A 20,811-nucleotide genomic window follows, 5' to 3' on the forward strand; every position below is an offset into this window, starting at 1 on the left:
TTTTGTTTTATGTTACATTTAAACTATTCATAACCTGATAGATTGTTTAAAAATGAAGTTCAGCAAGGAAGCCGCCCTCGGTGCTGTCATTGGTTTAAGTCTTGTCCTGAGTGGCTGTGATAAAAGCGAAAAAGAACCGGAACTTGACCAGCCGGATGGAAAAACAACCCCAGTTAAGCAAAGTGCCAGTATTTTGCCTTACCTGAATATTCAAGAACAACCGGCCAAGATCGCCTTGCCATTTTGTGAAACCAAAAACTGTATCAATGTCGATATCCAGACTTTATATACGGCTGATCCATGGATGAATCACTGGATCGAAAAACAGCAGGCCAAGGTAATTCAGGATCAAATTGGCTTAAAACAGGATATGAGTTTACAACAGGCGATGAATGCCTATGTGAAAAAATCGGATGCCTGGCAGGCTCAACTCCAGCTCAATCAGGCTTATGAATTATCGCTGTATACCCGCATTCCCTATCAGCGTAATCAATATGTCTTGCTGCAAATTGGTATTGATAGTAAACAGGAAAATATCAGTGTGTATGAGCGCTATTATTTTTTTGTAGCCGATCGTCAACAACAAAAAATGCTGACCCCACTGGATATTATCGATCCCAAACAACAGTTGTTAATGGACAAGATCATTCAAACCGCTTATGAAAAATGGTTAAAGGACAATAATCACGAGGTTCAGCAGCAAGCACCGAAAAAACTGTATTGGGGGCAGGCTGAGTGGTTCTTCGATCAGGAAGGGATTGGTCTGCATTATCGCAGTCATGACATTAGCAAAGATGCCAAACAACTGGATATCTATTTAACAAAAGAACAAACACAACAGGTCTTGAAAGCCGAAGTCTATCGGAATATCTTCTAAAGGTCGTAATCCTCTCAGGATTAATTACACGTTTTGAAAAGGGTAATGAATGCCAAAATATAAGAATATTTTTTGTCTATCGATACTGGCATCCGCAGTTTTACTGAGTGCATGTCAGCCGAAGAGCAATGAGCCGAAAGAGCCGACTTCTCCTGAAGTGGTACAAACCGAGCCAGAAGTCCTGAAACTTAGTGGTGATACCGAAAAACTCAAGCTGGTGATTCCAGAGTGTGAGGGTAAAAACTGTCCGGAAATTTCGATTGAACGCCTGAACAGTAATCAGCGCTTTATTGATGAATGGATCGATCAGCAGATTTTGCAACAGTTAAAAAATATCCTGTCTGTCGATGCGATTGAGCCGGCAAAAGCCACTGCTGCCAGTGAAGCCGAAGTGGCTGCTTCTGAACCAAAAACAGCCTTGTCGACGGTCACTACACCAAAACAGCAGCTTGAGCAGCAAATTCAGCCTTCTATGCAGACCTTCTTGAATCTGGACAAGGAGCTCAAAGCACTGAGTGCCAGTCATAGCATTAGCCTGATGATTAAGCCCAAGATTCTGAATTCGGGTGATCCATTGGCGACTGTGGTGCTAAACAGTAGCCATTATCTGGGAGGTGCGCACGGAGCATCTGCACAGCGCTATTATAATTTTGATCTTGAACAGCAAACACTGGTCAAGCTGGATGACATTATTGCCGAGAAGCAAAAAGCCAAACTCGAAGCACAGGCGTATGAGGCTTTTAAAGTCTGGGTCATGGAGTCCAAGCTGGCAAAAGATGTCGCTGAATATGAACAGGCCTGGAAGTTCATACTGACCGATAATTTTTATCTGGCCAAAGAAGGTTTGATCTTACAATATGCCGAATATGAAATCGGACCTTATGTGGTGGGTTTGCCGCGCTTAATGATTCCTTATGCGCAGCTACAAGGCGTGCTAAAACCGCAATATCTGCTGCAAGCTGAAACAGCAGCCTCTGAGGCACAGCCAGCGTTAGCATCTAAAGCCGAATGAAGTTAAAACTGTTCGATACGCATACCCATTTTGATGTTCCCGATTTTGATCCTGATCGGGAACATCTGGCCTATGCGGCCAAAGCGGTAGGTGTGGAACATCTGGTTCTAATTGGCTTTTTGCAAAACCGCTTTCAGGATTTGTTAAAAACCCACCATTTTATCAACGGGTTGGAAAATGCACCGCATAGCCACTTGGCACCCGGCTTGCATCCGTTTTATATTGAACAGCATCAGGCTGAACATTTATATGATCTGGAGCAGCTACTTAGAAATGAACAATGCATTGCCATTGGTGAAATCGGTCTCGACACATTTTTAAAGCAGCATAAACAACCTGAAATTTTTCAAAAGCAGCAAGATTTTTTCGCTGCACAAATTGAACTGGCACAACAATTTGATAAGCCGATTTTGCTGCATATCCGTAAATCACATGCAGAAGTTTTACAAATTTTAAAACAGCATCAGTTTAAACAGGGTGGAATCGCACATGCCTTTGGCGGAGGTGTCGAGGAAGCCAAGGCTTTTGTCAAGTTGGGGTTTAAGCTTGGTGTTACTGGTCAGATTACCAATCCGAATGCCAGAAAACTGCATCAGGTGGTACAGGCAGTCGGTGCAGAACATCTGGTGCTGGAAACCGATTGTCCGGATATGACGCCGTTATGCTGTCAACAGTCAGGTGAGCAACGTACCCGAAATACACCTGCAAATTTACCTTATGTGCTGCAAGGACTGGCAAAGAGCCTGCATATGCACAAAGAGGAACTGGCTGAACAGCTCTGGCAAAATACTCATCAGGCCCTGCATCTGACCATTTAAGTTAATACTCTTAACTCAGTCTTAAATTCCCAGTTCATCATAAATCGAAAAAAAGGTGCATTATGCAATTTCTAAAATGCTCCAGACTTGGCATCATGCCATATACATTTTTTTAGGTGAGATTCACATGGCACAAGGACTTTTGGCGGGTAAGCGCTTCTTGATCGCGGGCATTGCGAGTAAATTATCGATCGCTTTTGGTATTGCTCAGGCATTGCATCGTGAAGGTGCTGAATTGGCTTTTACTTATCCAAATGAAAAGCTGAAAAAGCGGGTAGATGACTTTGCTGAACAGTTTGGTTCGAAACTGGTTTTTCCTTGTGATGTGGCAGTCGATGCTGAAATTGACCATGCATTCGCTGAACTGGCTAAACACTGGGATGGTCTGGACGGCGTGGTGCATTCTATCGGTTTTGCACCGGCACATACGCTGGACGGTGACTTCACCGAGATCACGGATCGTGAAGGCTTTAATATTGCACATGACATCAGTGCTTATAGCTTTATCGCAATGGCACGTGCGGCAAAACCTTTGCTACAAGTCCGTCAAGGTTGTTTGCTGACATTGACCTATCAAGGTTCTGAGCGTGTAATGCCAAACTATAACGTGATGGGTATGGCCAAAGCCTCTTTAGAAGCTGGCGTACGTTATTTGGCGTCTAGCCTGGGGCAGGAAGGTATTCGTGTGAACGCGATCTCTGCGGGTCCCATCCGTACTTTGGCAGCTTCAGGTATTAAATCATTCCGTAAAATGCTCGACTTAAATGAAAAAGTTGCGCCATTAAAACGTAATGTAACGATTGAAGATGTCGGCAATGCAGCATTATTCCTGTGCTCGCCATGGGCCAATGGCATTACCGGTGAAATCCTGTATGTCGATGCCGGTTTCAATACCGTGGGTATGAGTGCTGATTTAATGGCGGATGCGGAATAAATCCTATAAGTTCTCTCTCCCTCAGGGAGAGAGTTAGAGAGAGGGGAATGACTTCTTCCTCTGAGTGAGGAAACGATTAAAATCCCCCTCATTCCCCCTTTGATAAAGGGGGAGTTCACTCAAGGCCATAAAAAAGACCGCATAAGCGGTCTTTTTTAGATTTGCAGGACAGCGATTAAGCCTGACCATCTACAGCGGCAGTTTGTGCACGTTGCATATTGGCTTCAAATTCAGCATCGAAGTTGATTGGGGTAAGCAGCAACTGTGGGAAGCTACCTTTAGTCACCATATCATTCACTGCTTCACGCAGGAACGGGAACAGAATGTTCGGGCAGTATGCGCCCAGGATGTATGGAAGACGCTCTTCTTCAACGCCATCTACCAAGAAGATACCGGCTTGAGTCACGTCGACGATAAAAGCAGTATCACCTTCATTGGTCGCTTGAACAACGACTTTTAAAGCCACTTCAAAATGAGTCTCATCAATTTTTTCTGCAGAAGAAGAAAGGTTGATGTTGAGCTCAGGTTGCCATTGCTTGGTAAAAACTTGTGCCCCAGGAACCTCAAAAGAAATATCTTTGGTATAAATACGCTCTAATGCCAATTGTGGTTGAGCTTGTTGTTCTTCACTCATTCTTTGATCCTTAATATAAAGTGATGATTTTAATAGAATTAAGCCAGTAATTCATCGAGTTTGCCTTCACGCTCTAAAGCATAAAGCTGGTCGAAACCACCGATGAATTGATCCTTAATAAAAATTTGTGGCACAGTGCGGTGATTGGTACGCTGCATCAATTCAAGACGTACTTCAGGTGCTTCTTGAGATAGATTAATTTCTTTATATGCGACACCTTTGCGCTCAAGCAACTGTTTTGCACGCACGCAATAAGGACACACAGTCGTTGAATAAACAATAACGTCAGCCATGATCAATCTCCTGTTCGTGGATTATTTGCTTTTCACCAAAGGTAAACCCTGGGCTTTCCAGTTGCTGATGCCGCCATCAAGACGGTATGCATCGGCATGACCCACTTGTTGTAGCGCAGTACCAGCCACCTGTCCAAGGTTACAAATGAACACCAAAGGGCGATCAGATGCTTTCAGCTCTTCAACATGCTTTGTAATCTGGCTATATGGAATGTTACGGCTGCCGCTGATATGACCTTCACGGAAGTCTTTGGCATCCCGTAAATCAATCAGCATGGCATTTTTTGCTTTGACTAAAATTCCCAGCGACTGCGGAGAAATTTTACGACCGTTACGTTGACCTTCGATAATGAAGAACAAAACTACCAATACCGCGAGTGTTCCAAATAAGAAGGGGTGATTCCCCATAAACTCGAACCAACGTTCCACAATTCACCTAATTACAATTTTAAAATTGCCAAGAGTATAGCTCATAAATATGGTGATCAAAATCACCGCTTCAAGGGTTGAGGCACAAGAAAATTAATTTTTTTGCTGTGCTTCAGTGATTTCATCGATTAAACGCAAATAGCTGTCCAGTCGGCGCGGTAAAATTTCACCCGCACTCGCGGCCTGACGTAAAGCACATTGTTTTTCATGCTTATGCGTGCAGTTCCGGAACTGACAGTGTCCGAGCAGGTTTTCAATTTCAGGAAAACCGATTTGTACCTTATCTAAAGGCAGATGCCACAGGCCAAATTCACGAATTCCCGGAGAGTCGATCAGGGCAGCACCTTCACCAAAACCGATCAAACGGGTTGAGGTGGTGGTGTGCTGACCGAGTGCCGAGTTTTCCGAAATAATATTGGTTTTCTGGGCTGCATCTGGCACGATCGCATTGATCAGCGTACTTTTACCGACACCCGATTGACCGACAAAAGCCACCGTTTCATTTTCCAGACGATTGGACAATCCAGTCAGATCACCATCGGACTGGGTTTGCATTACTTCATAACCGAGGTCTTGATATTCTTGTAGCAGAATCAGAATTGGATCGTTCTCTTTTAACAAATCGGCTTTGTTCATCACTAGAAGCGCAGGAATATCGGCATCGGCACAGGCCACCAGATAACGGTCGATCAGGCCCGGTGCTGGCTCAGGCAATGGTGCAAACACAATCACAATCAGTGAAATATTGGCCGCTACCGGTTTAACCTTGTGATAGCGGTCAGGACGGGTCAATAAGGATTTACGTGGATGAATCGCCGTAATAATTCCTAAACCGGTATTCGGATCGGCTTGCCATTTAACCCGGTCACCCGTGACCAGTAAATCCAGATTGGTTCGGGTATGACAGCGCCAGACGCTGCCTAGTTCAATTTCTTTCCAGAAAGGTTCAGGCTCACCATCGGCGACCACAGGTTTTTCAGGGTGAATGTCAGGAGTAGACAAAGCTTGCACTTCAAGTTGGCGGCCGTAGTGTTGCACTACCAAACCTTCCAGATCACTGGAGGTATCGAGATCTTCTTGACGTGTTTTCTGTTGTTTCTGAATGCGGCGCTGTTGTTGCTCTGTCAGACGACGCTTACGTATTAAGGCCATTCATATCCTAAAAAACCGGGTAAATCAGATGGCAAAAATAGCATGAAGCAGCCCCCGAATGACACCCAAGATGTAATTAATTTGCTACTATAGTTGTTTTTAAACCCAATAAGATTGCACATTTATGAGCAGCACCGCTGATACCCGCCTGATTTGGATTGACCTTGAAATGACAGGTCTAGACACAGACAATGACCAAATTATTGAAATTGCGACGATTGTAACCGATGACAATTTGAATATTCTGGCAGAAGGTCCTGTGCTTGCGGTGCATCAGCCTACACGTCTGTTAAATGCCATGGATGAGTGGAACACTCGTCAACATGGCCAGTCTGGTCTGATTGAACGGGTGCGTCGCAGTAAACTGACGGCTCAGGATGCAGAACAGCAAACCATTGAATTCCTGAAAAAATGGGTCAATCCAAAGTCATCCCCGATGTGTGGCAACTCGATCTGTCAGGATCGCCGTTTCTTGCACCGCCTGATGCCTGAGCTGGAACAATATTTCCACTACCGTAATCTGGATGTATCTTCAGTGAAAGAGCTGGCAAAACGCTGGCGTCCTGAAATCATGAGTGGTCTCAAGAAAAATGCTTCGCATCTGGCGATGGATGACATTCGTGATTCAATTGCCGAACTGAAATACTATCGTCAATATTTCTTTATCATGAATAAAGACTAAATTCCGATGAATTGAAAAGAGGCGAAAGCCTCTTTTTTTATGAGATTGATGCTTTTTTCTTTTGATATAAACTCTCAATCAGTTCAAATATCACCCAGGATATCAGTACCAAAATCAGATGGGTCTGGGTTTCATGGCGATCTAGGATCACATATCCGAATAAGCCTAAAATCAACAAACGAATAAAAATACTCAGCGCATAGTTTTTCTGTTTTTGGCTACTGTAAAAATAAAAATGTAGAGTGATCAGTATAAAATTGAGAGCCAAAAGAGCATTGATCAGCACAGTGTTTGACTCCCATATTTAAAGTTTTATGTATGAATTTTATCCAATTATAAATGTTCCTGAATTTATCTTTCTGATTTTGCTGATAGATTTTGTATCAAAATTTTAGAAGCAGTAAAAAAATGCTGACTTTGCTAAAATAAGCCGTGATTTAACAGCTATTGATGACTTATGACTGAACTGCTTCAAGACGATGAATATGAGCGCCGCTTTGCGGGTGTTGCCAAAATTTATGGAGAAGACAGCTTCAGTCATTATGAAAAAAGTCATGTGATGGTGATTGGCATCGGTGGTGTCGGTTCTTGGGCAGTAGAAGCGCTGGCACGTAGCGGTGTGGGCGAGCTGAGTTTGGTCGATATGGATGTGGTGGCGGCATCCAATATTAATCGTCAATTGCCTGCCATGAGCACGACCTTGGGCCATGAAAAAATTGCAGTGATGGCCGAGCGTTGTCATGCCATTAATCCACGGATCAAGATCAATCTGATTGATGATTATCTGACGCCGGAAAATATCAAAGAAATTTTAGCAGGTAATCCTGATTTAATTCTCGACTGTATTGATGATGTGAAGGCCAAATTTGCCTTGATGCTGCATTGTCGCTTTAACAAGATTCCCTTGATTGTGTCAGGCGGAGCAGGCGGTAAACTGGATCCCCTGAAAATTCGGGTGGCCGATTTATCTAAAACCGAACAGGACCCGATGCTGGCCAAATTGCGTGCCCAGTTACGCGGCAAAGGTATTTGTAAAAAACCTAAAGAAAAATTCGGCATTACCTGTGTCTATTCTATCGATAATCCGTTCTCGAGTGCCGATGTCTGTGCCAGTGCCGGCTTGCGCTGTGGTGGTTATGGCTCTGCCGTGGTGGTGACTTCAAGCTTTGCCATGGTCGCTGTGGCAGAAGGCTTGAAGAAGCTGGATAGTAAAAGAGCAAAAGCCTGATTTACAAAATAAAAAGCACAAGATATGTGCTTTTTTTGATACGGCGTTTAGAATGAAAGGATTCATTTGCAGAACAAAAATAATGTTTTGGAGCAGTTATGTGGTTCTTGCTGGTATTGATTTTGGGGATAGGGGCCTTGGGGATTTGGATGTGGAAACGTCCGGATCCGGTAAAACGTGATCAGGCCAAAGCTGTGCAGCATGATCTATGGATTGAGCAGCTTGATGCACAGCTCAAGCATGCGGCGCGCTTGAGTTCAGATCCTGAACATCCGAATTATGCACGCGCCTATCAGATTTACCAGAATCTTGCCCAGCAACAGGAAATTCCACAGGCTTATGTCGGCATGGGGCTGATGCATTTGCAGGGTCTGGGACATGCGCAAAATACGGAAACAGCCATCAGTTATCTCGATAAAGCCTTTCATCTGGGCAGTGATGACGCAGCTTATCATCTAGGGCAGATTCATGAGGAGCAACGCTATCAAATGGCTGACCCGGAAAAAGCGCTGTACTGGTACCGACATGCCGTAGCCCGTGGCAATCTGGATGCCCAGTACCGCATCACTGAACTTTCTTCCACTACAGAAACAAATCCAGAAGAGAAGAGCGCTGAACAGCAGCGCTTGGCCTTACTCATTCAAAATGCCGGGCAGGGACATAGCAATTCGCAGTATCAACTGGCGCAGTATTATTTAACAGATTCAGCGGCTCAAGATTTGGTTCAGGGAATTCATTATCTGTTTTTAGCTGCGCAGCAAGATCATCTGGCTGCCAATCAGCAGATCGCCGATGATTATGCGCGTGGACAGAGGCTGCCCCAAGACCAGACTCAAGCCCTGCAATTTATTAAACGCTGTATCAGTCTTGGTGATCAAAAAGGTCTCTATGATTATTATGCTGGCGTACTGCAAGGCCGTATCGATACCGACCAGCGTCAGCGCGTGTTCCAGCATTTGATGCAGCAGTCGAAAGAACATGCCGATGCGCATTCCAAGACTTTAATTGGACTGGCTTATTTTCATGGCTGGTATGTCGATAAAAATGAAACCATGGCGTTTCGTTACTGGTCTGAAGCTGCCAATACTCAGCATCCGCCCGCTTTATGCATGATTGCCGCGCTGTATTTTGAACAGCATCTAGTGGCTTATGAGCCGCAAAAGGCATTTGAATTATATCAGGCAGCATTTCAGCTTAGTCCCGATGATGCTTATGCACAAATGGGTCTGGCACTGTGTTATTTAAATGGCATCGGTACTGTAAAAGACACAGCCAAAGCCACCCGCATGATTCAGGCAGTGGCCCAGCAATACTGGCAGATCGAGGCTCAGTCTGAGGCAGATTTAATTTATGTGGTCGGGCGTTTTTATAGTCTGGCGGAATATCCATTGCCGACACGCGACAAAGCCATTCAATATCTGAATCAGGCGGTTGCGAAAGGCTCCAAGGAAGCAGCCTGGTTCCTGTATCAGGCTCTGTCAGGTCTTTATCCGGTCTTTATCCTTAATCCAGAGCAGGCCAATCGTTATCTGCATCAGGCTGCACAACTGGGACATGCACAGGCACAGGCAGAATTGGGCTTGGAGTATCTTAAAGGAAAACAGATTGCGCAGGATATTGCCTTAGGTTTGAGCTATCTGCAAAAAGCGGCTGCTCAGCAGAATAGTGTGGCACTGAATGCGCTGGGGGAAGCGTTTGAAAATGGCATAGGCACTGAGGCAAATATTGAACAGGCGGTACAGTATTACCGTCAGGCGGCAGCGCAGGTCAATGCCGATGCCTATAGTCATCTGGGACGTTTATATACCAAGGGAATTGGGGTGGAACGCGATATTGGAGTCGCGCGGGACTGGCTGGAAAAAGGCAGTTTGCTCGGGCATGAGCGATCAACTGAATTATTGAAAAATGTGCATGCCTATTTGCAAATGAAGTAATTTTTATTGACATCACGCAATATAAAAAACCGCTGTTAGACAGCGGTTTTTTTATGGTTCAAGCTTTGTTTAAGGTAATTGCTGGATTGGACTGCCACCTAATGCCTGCATTAAAGTCACATAGGCATTGTATTGGTTCTGTCGGGTTTGTACCAAAGACAGCCGTGCATTCCGCGTAGTTTCCTGCGCATCTAGCAGGTTCTTTAACGCCACCGCGCCATTACGATAACGTACTTCAGTCAGGCGTTCGGTACGTTCAGCCAGTTCGACATTACGTTGCTGCAAAGTGACTTGCTTACTGATTTCAGTCCGGTTCGACAAGGCATTTTCCACATCGGCGAAGGCTTCATACATGGTCTGGCGATATTGCATAATCGCTTTTTCATATTCTAGCTCATTGACTTGCAGATCACGTTTCATGTCATTCCATTGCAGGAAGGGCAAGGTCAGACCCGCACCTAAAGTCGCCACCGGATTCTTCAACGCATTTGAAAGCGAGGTACTGCTGCCAATACCTGTAGTCAAATTCCCAGTCAGACTGATTGAAGGATAATAACTGGCTTTGTTGGCATCCTTATTGGCCAGCGCTTTACGCAAACGTAGTTCAGTCGCTTGGAGGTCGGGACGACGGGACAATAAACTCGCGGGTAAGTCGGCCTGAATACTCGGTAATTGAATATTCGGTAAACGGCTTGGCTCCTGAATAGAAAGCTGTTGTACTGGCATATGCAGCAATACTGCGAGGCCGGTACGCGTTTCCACCCGTTGCTGCTCAATCTGGCTTAAGGTGGCTTGCTGGCTTTGAATCGCCTGTTCGGCCTGGGTTAAATCTAGACCGGACACCGCACCGGCACGATATTGTACCTGCACCAGATCATAGGTTTTTTGCGCTGTTGCCAGATTTTGCTGTACCACGCTATAACGCTCGTTTAAATAAGCCAATTGCCAGTAAAGCTGTGCCGTGGTGCCAATCAGGCTCTGCGCCGTCGCCTGTAAGTCCTGTGCAGATGCCAAGGCTTCCCAGCGCGCCGCTTCAGTCTGATTGGCCAGTTTGCCAAACAGATCCAGTTCATAGCTTAAGCCCGGATAGCCCAGTGAAAGACCCGTCGAAGCATTGCTGCCACCCTCCAGATCAAAACGCTGGCCCGTTGAAATTCGTGCATCACCGACACGGACGCCTTGCTGGCTTTGTGCCTGTCTGGCCTGAATGCGCGCCTGTTGCAAACTGATGCCAGCCACCGCCAGATCTGTATTCTGCGCCAGCACTTGATCGACCAGACTGTTCAATTGCGGATCTTTAAATAAGGTCCACCATTGATCTGCCAGAATGTCGGCATGGATCTGCTGACTTAAGACCTTATTATTTTGAAAGTTGCCCGGCATATTAATCGCAGGCTGCTCATAAGGTGTTTTTACCACTGCCGCACAACCGGTCAGCGAGCTTCCCAGCAACAGGGCACTGGCAAGCTTGGTTAAATTCATTTGCATATCAGGTTCCTTATTCGCGAGAAAGCGCATCGACTGGATTCAGACGAGCGGCATTACGTGCCGGGATAAAGCCAAACACAATTCCAATCAGGCTTGAGCAGACAAAGGCAGCCACAATCGAAGTGGTTGAATAGGCCATCTGGAAAGTACCGCCGGCAAAGTGGGTAATTAGCTGGCCAATCCCGAGCGAGAGCAGCACCCCCAAAATACCGCCTAAAATACACACCAGCACTGCTTCAATCAGGAACTGCTGCAAAATATCACTTTGACGTGCACCCACTGCCATCCGCACCCCAATTTCCTGAGTACGTTCAGTCACGGACACCAGCATGATATTCATCACCCCGATCCCGCCGACCACCAGTGAAATCACCGCAATCGCCGAAATTAAAAGCGTCATAGTCGCTGTGGTCTGCTGAATGGTTTCACGAATACTGTCGGCATTCTGGGTAAACACGTCCTGCGCGCCATGGCGCTGTACCAACAGGTTTAAAATTGCATTTTCAGCCGCCGCACTTGGGTATTCATCCTTAATCCGCACAATGATGCTGCGAACGTTAGATTGCCCCAGCATACGACTCATCACGGTAGAATACGGCAGGTAGACATTCAGGCTGTCATTATTGCCCATCATGCCTTTTTGTGCATCAATCACCCCGATAATCCGGCTCGGGACGCTACCCAGTAAAATCACCTGTCCCACCGGATTAGTACCATCTTTAAAGAAGGTATTTTTGGTATTGGTGTCAATGACAACATCTTGTGCCTGTTGCATGACGCTACTGCGGTCAAAGGGCTGACCGGACTGGAAAGTCATGCCACGCACATAGAAGAAATCTTCACTGACGCCATTGACCGTGGTTGAGGCTTCAATTTCTTTATAACGGCCGGTAACACTGCTGTTCACAGAGGGACTGACGCCATCGACATACGGTTGTTCGGCCAGCGCATCGGCATCGGCTGGAATCAGGGTTTTGGCTTGTGAAGATCTGGAATTATCTCCGAAGCCCCGCCCCTGAAATACGGTAATGGTATTGGTGCCCAGACTGCTGATATTTTCCAGAATCTGCTTCTGTGAACCATTCCCCAAAGCCACCACTGAAACCACCGAAGCGATACCGATAATGATCCCGAGCATGGTCAGGAAAGTCCGCATGCGATGCGCATTCATGGCCAGCAAAGCCATACGGAAGGCCTCACCGAGGCGGTCAACCGCCGAACGCCATGAAGAAATCTTCTTTTGTTGATTACGGATCAGCGGCTGCTTTTCCAGATGGTCTTCGGCTTCAGGCACATTCGGCTGATCGGAAATGATATTCCCGTCTGAAATTTCAATGATTCGTGTCGCATTTTTTGCCACATTATGATCATGCGTAACCAGAATGATGGTATGACCCTTGGCATTCAGTTCGCGCAAAATACGCATCACCTCAATACCGCTGTTCTTATCCAAGGCACCTGTCGGCTCATCGGCCAGAATCACATCACCGCCATTCATCAGCGCACGGGCAATCGACACACGTTGCTGCTGACCGCCTGACAGTTGACTCGGACGGTTCTGGGTTTTTTCGCCCAGACCCAGATCGGTCAGAATCTTGACCGCACGCGCATGCCGTTCCGATGAATCTGCACCCGCATAAATGGCAGGGACTTCGACATTGCCTGCTGCGTTTAAATCGCCGAGCAGATGATAACGCTGAAAAATAAAGCCGAAATATTCACGACGTAACTGTGCCAGTTCATCTGCTTCCAGTTCCCGGGTTTCACGGCCTTTGACCTTGTAGCTACCCGTGGTCGGTTTGTCCAGACAACCCAGAATATTCATCAGGGTTGATTTGCCCGAACCGGACTGGCCGACAATCGCCACCAGTTCACCCGGATAAATCTCCAGGTTCACCCCTTTTAAAATCTGGACTGTACCTTCACCCGCAGGGAATTCACGTACCAGATTTTTTACCTCGAGCAGAGGCTGCTGTTGTGAATTCATGCTTACATTCTCATTGGGCCACGGCTATTACCACCGCGTTTTGCTGCATCATTGGAAGTATCAGAACCATCGGCAATCACCACCTGATCACCACGTTTTAAACCTTTCAGCACTTGTGCAGTGGCACGGTTATTCAAACCGATCAGCACAGGGGTTGGTTTTGCAGTACCATCGGCTTGCAAGATACGCACCATGGCACGTTGCGCTTTTCCTTGTTCAATCAGCGCAATTTCAGCGTCAGACAGATTTAGGCGGGCAGGGCGTTCAGCGGCAGGACGATTGCCTTGAGTTGATTCAGTTTCAGGACGTGCTGCTGGATTAGCTTCGCTACGGGAGCCTTCTCCGCGAGAACCTTCACCCCGATTGGCACGTGCCGGACGATTTGAGCTCTGAATCGCAGCGGCTGGAATGGTCAGCACATTTTTAGCTTCATCCAGCACGATATAAACCTGCGCCGTCATATCAATACGCAGTTTGCCGTCTTCATTTGGCACATCAAATAAAGCGTTGTAATACACCGCAGAACTTGACGATGAACCAGATGTATTTGAATCGGTATTAATCGAATTGGGTGCAGGTTCAACCTGACGCAGTTTGGCGTAAATCTTTTTCTCGTTATTGCCCAGCGTGGTGAAATAAACGGTTTGACCTTCTTCCACTTTCATCACATCTGCTTCAGAAATTTCAGCTTTGATGGTCATGGTGTCGAGCTTGGCCAGTTTCACAATGGTCGGTGCACTTTGATTGGCATTCACGGTTTGACCTTCTTCGGTCACAATCGCCACAATCGTGCCATCCATCGGTGCCACAATCTGGGTATAACCCAAGTCTTCTTTGGCAGTTGCCAAGGTCAGGCGCGACTGTTCGATTTGTGCATTGATTGCCGTGATATCGGCCTGAGCCGTTTTATAACTGGCAAATGCAGATTCCAGCTCTGAACGGGAAGTTGCATCCTGTGCATACATGGATTTCTGACGATTGTATTCAGCTTCAACTTTGGCCAGATTCGCCTGTCTCACTGCAAGCTGTGCCATCTGGTTTTTAATGCTGGCTTCAGCAGTTTTTAAATCATTTTCCTGACGAACAGAATCAATTCGTGCAATCAGCTGACCCTGTTTAACCTGATCACCGAGTTCCACATACATTTGTCTCACCTGGCCAGAAACCTGGGCACCTACGCTGACCATTTTGGTGGCTTCTAAAATACCGGTCGCCAGTACAGAACTTTCAATATCACCCTGTGTTACTTCAGCAGTAATATACTGTGGCGGCTGTTCTTTAGGTTTGAGGAAATACCACCCCGCAGCGATTAACACAATGGCAATCACGGCGGCCATAATCAGTTTCGTCGGTTTTATTTTTGGCATATTGAGTACGAATTCGGATCAAAGATAGGGATTGATTATAAAAGCGAAATTGGGATAAATCGTGAATTTTTTGAATTATAATGAGAATTATTTTCTATTGGCTGATTTCTGAAAATATCGCCCATACAGACCATTTTAAAATGCTCCATGAATTGCTTGTTCTGACATTGCTGACAGGATTTTGACCCTCTCTAGATAACATCGATCCTATTTAAAAGATCATCAGCTGACTCTTAAATAAAATATTACTGTCCCCAACAGTATTTTTTCAATCAAAGCGCTGCACAAATAAAATCGAGTGTGAATCAATAAAGACATAAGACCAAACATACTAGATTTGTTGTGTGATATTTGTTCTAAGGCTGTTTCTGGCTTAATTTTCCTCCCTTTAGTCCCAATAGTAAAAACCAGTTGAAAATTAAGTAGAAAAAAAATTTAAAAACCCATGTTTTATATATGGATTTAAATAAATAAAGCTTGTAAGATTTAATTCCATAATAAAATTATGGTTTTACCGCTTAACAAGAAAACGCACATGTATTGTGCAAAAAATAATACAACTTTGCTCGCAACATTGATGAGGGTTTAACGATGGAATGGAATGAAAGCTATAATATTGGAATCGACGTAATCGATAATCAGCACCGTCAAATTTTAGATTATATAAATGCTTTGGAGCAGGTAAAAAGCACAGGAGATCGCGATCGAATCAAAGAGGTCTTGGAGGATTTAATCGATTATACCCAGTCACATTTCAGCTTTGAAGAAAACCTGCTGGAACAGGTCAGTTATCAATACTTAGCTTCGCATCGCGGTATACATGAATTATTTGTGAAACGACTCAATGATTATCGTCTCAAGTTCGAAAAGGGAGAATCGATTGAAAATGATTTATATCGTTTATTGTCCAAATGGCTGATCAATCATATTCAACATGATGATCAGGACTATGTCGATGCAGTGCGCGATAATATGTTGAGTTATTTACGTGCTCAGGAAAGCAAAAAAGGCAAGGGCTGGTTTGCACGTTTCTTTGGTTAAGCACTCGGCGCTAAAAATAAGCGTTGACCGCACATTTCAGCAATGGCCTGTAAGATGAGATGTTCAGGGTTCTCTTTGGACATCCCTTTAATGGCTGCATCAATACGGATTAACAGCTGGGGCCAGCTCAAAAAGCGTTGTGGGCTGAGACGGCGTAAAGCTTGCTGATATAGCCCGACTTTGGTTTTCCAGATTCCAATTTGCAAGGCATTTTGCGGCTGTTCAAACAGTTGCATCAACAGACGCATTTCCTTGCTCAGGCTCCATAAGATCAGGCTCATCGGTTCACCTGAAGCGACCAGATACTGGAAAATCTTGATCGATTGCGAGAGATTGCCTTGCAGCAGGGCATCACTTAAATCATAGGTGCTATAGCGTGATTGATCCTGTAAGCAGGCATATAAATGATCAATCTGAATCACATCAACTTCCGTAAAGGTGTCACTGACCCGCATCAGGCTGTTTTTGGCTGCCAGCAAGTTGTGCTCATGATGCTGTTCCAGCCATTGCCAGGCATCATGGGCCAGTTTAATCCCCAGTTTCTCTGCTTCAACTGCCAAAATTTGCTGACGATCGCGTGGATAATTTGCAGTAAGCGCAACGCAGACACCATTGGCCTCAACCGTCTGGAAGAAGCTGGATTTGAGGCTGCTCGCATCTTGCTTGGGCATAACGACCAATAGCAGATTATCACTGTCTTGTTGTAAATAGCTTTTCAGCAGTTTGAGGCTACTGGCATCTGGTTTGATATTGCCATGCACTTCAACTGCCAGTTGGGTTGAGAACAATGACAAACTGTTCAATGCATTAAAGACATTTTTCCACTCAGAAACTGAACTGACATCATAACGTTGACGTTCGATATCTTTGGCTTGCCAATGTGCGCGAAAGGCATCGATCAGGTTTTGTTCTAGCAAAGGCTCTTGACCATGCAAGACCCAGGCACCGCGAGCTTCATCGACACGTTTTAGGGCTTGCAGATAGTCAAGTTTCATAAGGCGTTCTTATTGAGCAGGTTGCGCTGGGGTATTTTGTTTGGCCAAGGGGAGGCGGTTCGATGAAATCTGACGCGCGATCTGCTGTGCCACATCATCAATAATCACCTGATTCAAAAACTTTTGTTCCTGGTCATCAGTGTTGACTGTTTCAATGTCATATTGATAAGTACGCGTTGCCACCACAGTGCGTGGTTCGGTCACCGGATTACCTTGCGCATCTTCAATGCGGAAGGTTACATTTAAACGCAGCAAGGTTTCTACCAGCTTGCCGTTTAATTCTAAGCGGCGCGGCGTGTAATCGAGAACACGCAATACATAAGCATTAGGTGCATTACTTAGCTGTACGCCTGCAGCACCGAGGTAAACTGCCAGTTTTTCTTGCAGTTCTTCAGTATTGGGCGGTAAAGACAGGCTCATGACAGAGTAAGCAACAGGTGCGGAGCTCGGATTGGTTCCTTTCAGATGAAAACCACAGCCGACTAAGCCTGCACTCAGACCACAAGTTAAAACAATTGCTGCTAAACGTTTGCCCAAATGCATGTGTTGCCCTCTATGCTTCCCGAAGGGGAATATTTGAAATCCTGAACTGGATTGTAAAGTCAAAGCCCGTTGGCTGGCAACGGGCTTTGTGTTTTTTAAGCCTCCCTTTGGCAAAGGGAAGTTTGGAGGGATTATTTCTTAAAGTCCTTCTCCTGAGTGAGGTTTTAAAGCAGCGCTTTTAAAACTGAACGCAAGTGAGGGTTAGGGAGAGGTGAATTATTCGCCCTCATCCCCTTGCAGAATTGTTTAAAGCAGTGCTTAAACAATTCCTCAGGATTTAAACCACCAAGTTCACCAACTTATTTGGAACAACAATTTCTTTCTTGGTTGGACCAGTCAAGAATTGCTGAACTTCAGGCAATGCTTTGGCTTGAGCCAAGATGTCATCTTTAGAAGCATCTACAGATACTTCAAGCTTGCCACGAAGTTTACCGTTGACTTGAACCACGATGGTTTGCGTATTACGTGTCAGCGCAGATTCATCTACTGCAGGGAATAAAGTTGAATTCAATTCAATCCCAAATTCAGCCAATAAAGTCTGGCTTAAATGCGGTGCAAATGGTGCAAGTAAAGTTAATAGCGTTGTAATCGACTCACGTGCAACAGCAACGTCATTGTCATCTTGGGCTTCAAACTTGTTGTTCGCGTTTAGAAGTTCCATCAATGCAGCAATTGCAGTGTTAAATGCATGACGACGTTCGATGTCATCACCGACTTTCTGGATGGTTTCATGGGTTTTACGGCGTAGGTCTTGTGCAGCCGTAGACAGTGCCGCTTTGTCGATGTTTGATGCACCGTTACCTTTTTCAAGGAAGCCTGTTGCCAAACGCCATACACGTTTCAAGAAACGGTTAGCACCTTCAACACCGGCATCCGACCATTCAAGCGATTGATCCGGTGGTGCTGCAAACATCATAAATACACGTGCGGTATCTGCACCGTATTGGTCGATAATGGATTGCGGGTCGATACCGTTATTTTTCGATTTCGACATTTTTTCCTGACCACCAACAATTACGTCCTGACCATCACCTTGGTATTTCGCAGACAGAATACGCCCTTTTTCATCACGTTCGAGGTCGATATCTGCAGGGTTAAACCAGGTTTTCTTGCCTGATTCAGCTTCACGGTAATAAGTATCTGCCAAAACCATACCTTGAGTTAACAGGTTGGTAAATGGTTCATTACCTTGTACTACACCTTCATCACGCATCAATTTGTGGAAGAAGCGTGCATAAAGTAAGTGCAGAATCGCGTGTTCAACACCACCGATGTATTGATTTACTGGAAGCCATGTTTGAGCAGCTTCAGGTTTAACTAAACCATTAGTAAAATCAGGAGATGCATAACGTGCATAGTACCAAGATGACTCTACAAAGGTATCCAGCGTGTCTGTTTCACGACGCGCATCACCACCACAGCTTGGGCAAGTGGTTTGATAAAACTCAGGCATCTTGTTCAATGGATTACCCGAGCCATCAGGTACGACATCAGTCGGTAAGACCACTGGAAGTTGCTCTTCAGGTACAGGAACCTGACCACATTTTTCACAGTTGATCATTGGAATTGGGCAACCCCAATAACGCTGACGGGAAACACCCCAGTCACGTAAACGGAATTGAACTTTAGAGCTTGCCAGACCTGTTGGTTCTAGTTTGGCTAGGAATGCATCATATGCACCCTGAAAATCTAGACCGTCAAACTCGCCTGAATTCACCAGTTTGCCTTCTTTCGAACCGTACCATTCTTGCCATTCTGTTGCAGAAAAGTCGCTATCGTCAGCGCCTTTGGCATCAATGACTTGTTTGATGCTTAAGCCATATTTATTGGCAAATTCGAAGTCACGCTCATCGTGTGAAGGCACCGCCATCACCGCACCTGAACCGTAAGACATCAACACATAGTTGGCGATCCAGACCGGAACTTCTTCACCAGTCACAGGATGCTTCACAGAAAGACCGGTTGCCATGCCTTTCTTCTCGGCAGTCGCAAGATCCGCTTCTGCCACAGAACCCATACGGCATTCTTCAATGAATGCAGCCAATTCTGGGTTTGTTTCAGCCGCTTTCAGTGCCATTGGATGTTCAGCTGCAACTGCAACATAGGTCACGCCCATCAAGGTATCGGCACGGGTAGTAAATACCGTTAAACCGTCTGCATAGATTTCTGGATTTGCTGAAGGGAAACTAATATCCATCCCTTGTGAGCGACCAATCCAGTTACGCTGCATGGTCAAGACCTGTTGTGGCCAGCCATCTTTAAGCGTGTCTAAATCGTCAAGTAATTCTTGCGCATAATCGGTAATGCGGAAGTAGTACATTGGGATATCACGTTTTTCTACCAATGCACCTGAACGCCAACCGCGACCATTTTCAACCTGTTCGTTGGCAAGCACAGTCTGATCGACCGGATCCCAGTTCACTGTAGAAAGTTTACGGTAGATCAGGCCTTTTTTATAAAGCTGAACAAATAACCATTGTTCCCAACGATAGTATTCAGGGGTACAGGTCGCAAATTCACGATCCCAATCTACTGCAAGACCGAGTTTTTTCAACTGGTCGCGCATATAGGCGATATTTTCGAAAGTCCATTTTGCTGGCGCAACCTGGTGTGCAATCGCTGCGTTTTCAGCAGGTAAACCAAAAGCATCCCAACCCATCGGTTGCAGAACGGTTTCACCTTTTAAACGGTGGAAACGGCTGATCACGTCACCAATCGTATAGTTACGCACATGACCCATATGCAGCTTGCCACTTGGGTAAGGGAACATCGAGAGAATATAACGACGTGGACCTTCTACTTTGTCGGCAACTTTAAAGGCTTTGCGAGATTCCCAATCCTGTTGGACTTGAGGCTCGATCGCACTGGCTTGATATTCGGAATCAATGTGAGTAGTCATAAACGTATCAGTGAATTACGGTGAAAAAAGTCTGTTGCACAGCATAGCGCAAAATACACCTAAAAGTGAATTTTGCGCCGGCATTTCCCGAAGAAAAAACATGCTGTTCTATATGGAAGTGTCTTATAAAGCCACTGCGCGATTTTTCGATTGTTCTAAGGCTTCGTTGGCTTCACGTTGCTGCTGATCCTGATTCGCAGGAATTTGAGGCTGTTGCAGTTGTTCTTGAGCGCTATTTTCTGTTTGCACTTCAGTTTCACTCGTTCTAGGCGGTGTCGGTGCCGAGTTTTTCCAGCCATAGGTATCGACAGTTGTGGCTTTTTTCGCTGTTTTCGGGGGCGGTGTTTTCGTATAGTGTGTGGTGCCCTTGGCATCGACCCATTTATAATACTGGATTGCTGAAGCACTGCTGCTACAGATGCCCAGAGAAATTGCACAACTCAGACTTAAGGCAGTTAAAAAAGATATTTTCATTGTTTTTGAGCCTCTGTGTTCTAG

Annotated in this window: 19 protein-coding genes; 8 read left to right on the forward strand and 11 right to left on the reverse strand. The window is 45.5% G+C overall.

Annotation, left to right across the window (positions count from 1 at the left end):
• The first annotated feature begins 52 nt into the window (after nt 1-52).
• The 4 genes from FTU44_RS12675 (at nt 53) to FTU44_RS12690 (ending at nt 3,641) form a co-directional block, all read left to right on the forward strand.
• Complete coding sequence (locus FTU44_RS12675; protein WP_180050968.1) at nt 53-877, forward strand: hypothetical protein; 825 nt, start codon at nt 53-55, stop codon at nt 875-877.
• Between the two features lie 49 nt (nt 878-926).
• Nucleotides 927-1,889: an RsiV family protein gene (locus FTU44_RS12680; protein ID WP_180001553.1), complete on the forward strand. Its 963-nt coding sequence runs from the start codon at nt 927-929 to the stop codon at nt 1,887-1,889.
• Nucleotides 1,886-2,707, forward strand: coding sequence for a TatD family hydrolase (locus FTU44_RS12685; protein ID WP_180050971.1), 822 nt, complete (start codon nt 1,886-1,888; stop codon nt 2,705-2,707). Before FTU44_RS12680 ends, FTU44_RS12685 begins: the two co-directional genes overlap by 4 nt.
• A gap of 127 nt (nt 2,708-2,834) precedes the next feature.
• Nucleotides 2,835-3,641 carry an enoyl-ACP reductase gene (locus FTU44_RS12690; RefSeq protein ID WP_004647438.1) on the forward strand — a complete coding sequence of 269 codons (807 nt, stop codon included), beginning with the start codon at nt 2,835-2,837 and terminating at the stop codon, nt 3,639-3,641.
• 175 nt (nt 3,642-3,816) lie between these two features.
• Here the strand turns inward: FTU44_RS12690 and secB are convergent, their stop codons facing one another.
• The 4 genes from secB to rsgA all read right to left on the reverse strand — a co-directional run bounded on the left by secB (nt 3,817) and on the right by rsgA (nt 6,149).
• Nucleotides 3,817-4,275 carry a protein-export chaperone SecB gene (gene secB, locus FTU44_RS12695; protein ID WP_004278389.1) on the reverse strand — a complete coding sequence of 153 codons (459 nt, stop codon included), beginning with the start codon at nt 4,273-4,275 and terminating at the stop codon, nt 3,817-3,819.
• A gap of 38 nt (nt 4,276-4,313) precedes the next feature.
• Entirely contained in the window at nt 4,314-4,571 is a 258-nt protein-coding gene (grxC, locus tag FTU44_RS12700) for a glutaredoxin 3 (protein WP_100329331.1), read from the reverse strand.
• Nucleotides 4,572-4,589: 18 nt separating this feature from the next.
• A complete protein-coding gene (locus FTU44_RS12705; RefSeq protein WP_005095619.1) occupies nt 4,590-4,997 on the reverse strand; it encodes a rhodanese-like domain-containing protein in 408 nt (135 codons plus the stop codon).
• A gap of 93 nt (nt 4,998-5,090) precedes the next feature.
• Nucleotides 5,091-6,149 carry a ribosome small subunit-dependent GTPase A gene (gene rsgA / locus FTU44_RS12710; RefSeq protein WP_074384016.1) on the reverse strand — a complete coding sequence of 353 codons (1,059 nt, stop codon included), beginning with the start codon at nt 6,147-6,149 and terminating at the stop codon, nt 5,091-5,093.
• Between the two features lie 124 nt (nt 6,150-6,273).
• Between rsgA and orn the strand changes: the two genes are divergently transcribed.
• The 3 genes from orn (at nt 6,274) to FTU44_RS12725 (ending at nt 9,993) form a co-directional block, all read left to right on the forward strand.
• Nucleotides 6,274-6,831: an oligoribonuclease gene (gene orn, locus FTU44_RS12715; protein ID WP_005095622.1), complete on the forward strand. Its 558-nt coding sequence runs from the start codon at nt 6,274-6,276 to the stop codon at nt 6,829-6,831.
• A 457-nt stretch (nt 6,832-7,288) separates the two neighbouring features.
• Nucleotides 7,289-8,059 carry a ThiF family adenylyltransferase gene (locus FTU44_RS12720; protein WP_005172727.1) on the forward strand — a complete coding sequence of 257 codons (771 nt, stop codon included), beginning with the start codon at nt 7,289-7,291 and terminating at the stop codon, nt 8,057-8,059.
• A gap of 98 nt (nt 8,060-8,157) precedes the next feature.
• The gene (locus FTU44_RS12725; RefSeq protein WP_180050973.1) at nt 8,158-9,993 is read left to right on the forward strand and encodes a tetratricopeptide repeat protein; all 1,836 of its coding nucleotides are present in this window, start codon (nt 8,158-8,160) and stop codon (nt 9,991-9,993) included.
• A 69-nt stretch (nt 9,994-10,062) separates the two neighbouring features.
• Here FTU44_RS12725 and FTU44_RS12730 read toward each other — a convergent pair whose 3' ends face one another.
• Genes FTU44_RS12730 through FTU44_RS12740 form a run of 3 tightly spaced genes read right to left on the reverse strand, consistent with a single transcriptional unit; the run spans nt 10,063 to nt 14,835 of the window.
• Nucleotides 10,063-11,481 (reverse strand): efflux transporter outer membrane subunit, encoded by a 1,419-nt coding sequence (locus tag FTU44_RS12730; RefSeq protein ID WP_159516231.1) that lies wholly within the window; start codon nt 11,479-11,481, stop codon nt 10,063-10,065.
• A gap of 10 nt (nt 11,482-11,491) precedes the next feature.
• Nucleotides 11,492-13,468, reverse strand: coding sequence for a MacB family efflux pump subunit (locus FTU44_RS12735; protein WP_005095636.1), 1,977 nt, complete (start codon nt 13,466-13,468; stop codon nt 11,492-11,494).
• 2 nt (nt 13,469-13,470) lie between these two features.
• Nucleotides 13,471-14,835, reverse strand: a complete 1,365-nt coding sequence (locus FTU44_RS12740; RefSeq protein WP_180050976.1) for a MacA family efflux pump subunit — start codon at nt 14,833-14,835, stop codon at nt 13,471-13,473.
• Nucleotides 14,836-15,426: 591 nt separating this feature from the next.
• On the opposite strand from FTU44_RS12740, the gene FTU44_RS12745 reads away from it, so the two are divergent.
• Entirely contained in the window at nt 15,427-15,876 is a 450-nt protein-coding gene (locus FTU44_RS12745; protein ID WP_180050979.1) for a bacteriohemerythrin, read from the forward strand.
• Here the strand turns inward: FTU44_RS12745 and holA are convergent.
• The 4 genes from holA to FTU44_RS12765 form a co-directional block, all read right to left on the reverse strand.
• On the reverse strand, nt 15,873-16,871 hold the full coding sequence (gene holA / locus FTU44_RS12750; RefSeq protein WP_180050981.1) for a DNA polymerase III subunit delta: 999 nt from the start codon (nt 16,869-16,871) through the stop codon (nt 15,873-15,875). The two genes, FTU44_RS12745 and holA, sit on opposite strands and share 4 nt — an antisense overlap.
• Nucleotides 16,872-16,880: 9 nt before the next feature.
• Nucleotides 16,881-17,414, reverse strand: a complete 534-nt coding sequence (locus FTU44_RS12755) for a hypothetical protein (RefSeq protein ID WP_005095647.1) — start codon at nt 17,412-17,414, stop codon at nt 16,881-16,883.
• 277 nt (nt 17,415-17,691) lie between these two features.
• Nucleotides 17,692-20,313 (reverse strand): leucine--tRNA ligase, encoded by a 2,622-nt coding sequence (gene leuS, locus FTU44_RS12760; protein ID WP_180050984.1) that lies wholly within the window; start codon nt 20,311-20,313, stop codon nt 17,692-17,694.
• A gap of 123 nt (nt 20,314-20,436) precedes the next feature.
• Entirely contained in the window at nt 20,437-20,787 is a 351-nt protein-coding gene (locus tag FTU44_RS12765) for a DUF4124 domain-containing protein (RefSeq protein ID WP_005172709.1), read from the reverse strand.
• Nucleotides 20,788-20,811 lie beyond the last annotated feature (24 nt).

Origin of the sequence: Acinetobacter sp. YH12105, from assembly GCF_013419095.1 — a bacterium.
GTDB lineage: Bacteria > Pseudomonadota > Gammaproteobacteria > Pseudomonadales > Moraxellaceae > Acinetobacter > Acinetobacter pseudolwoffii.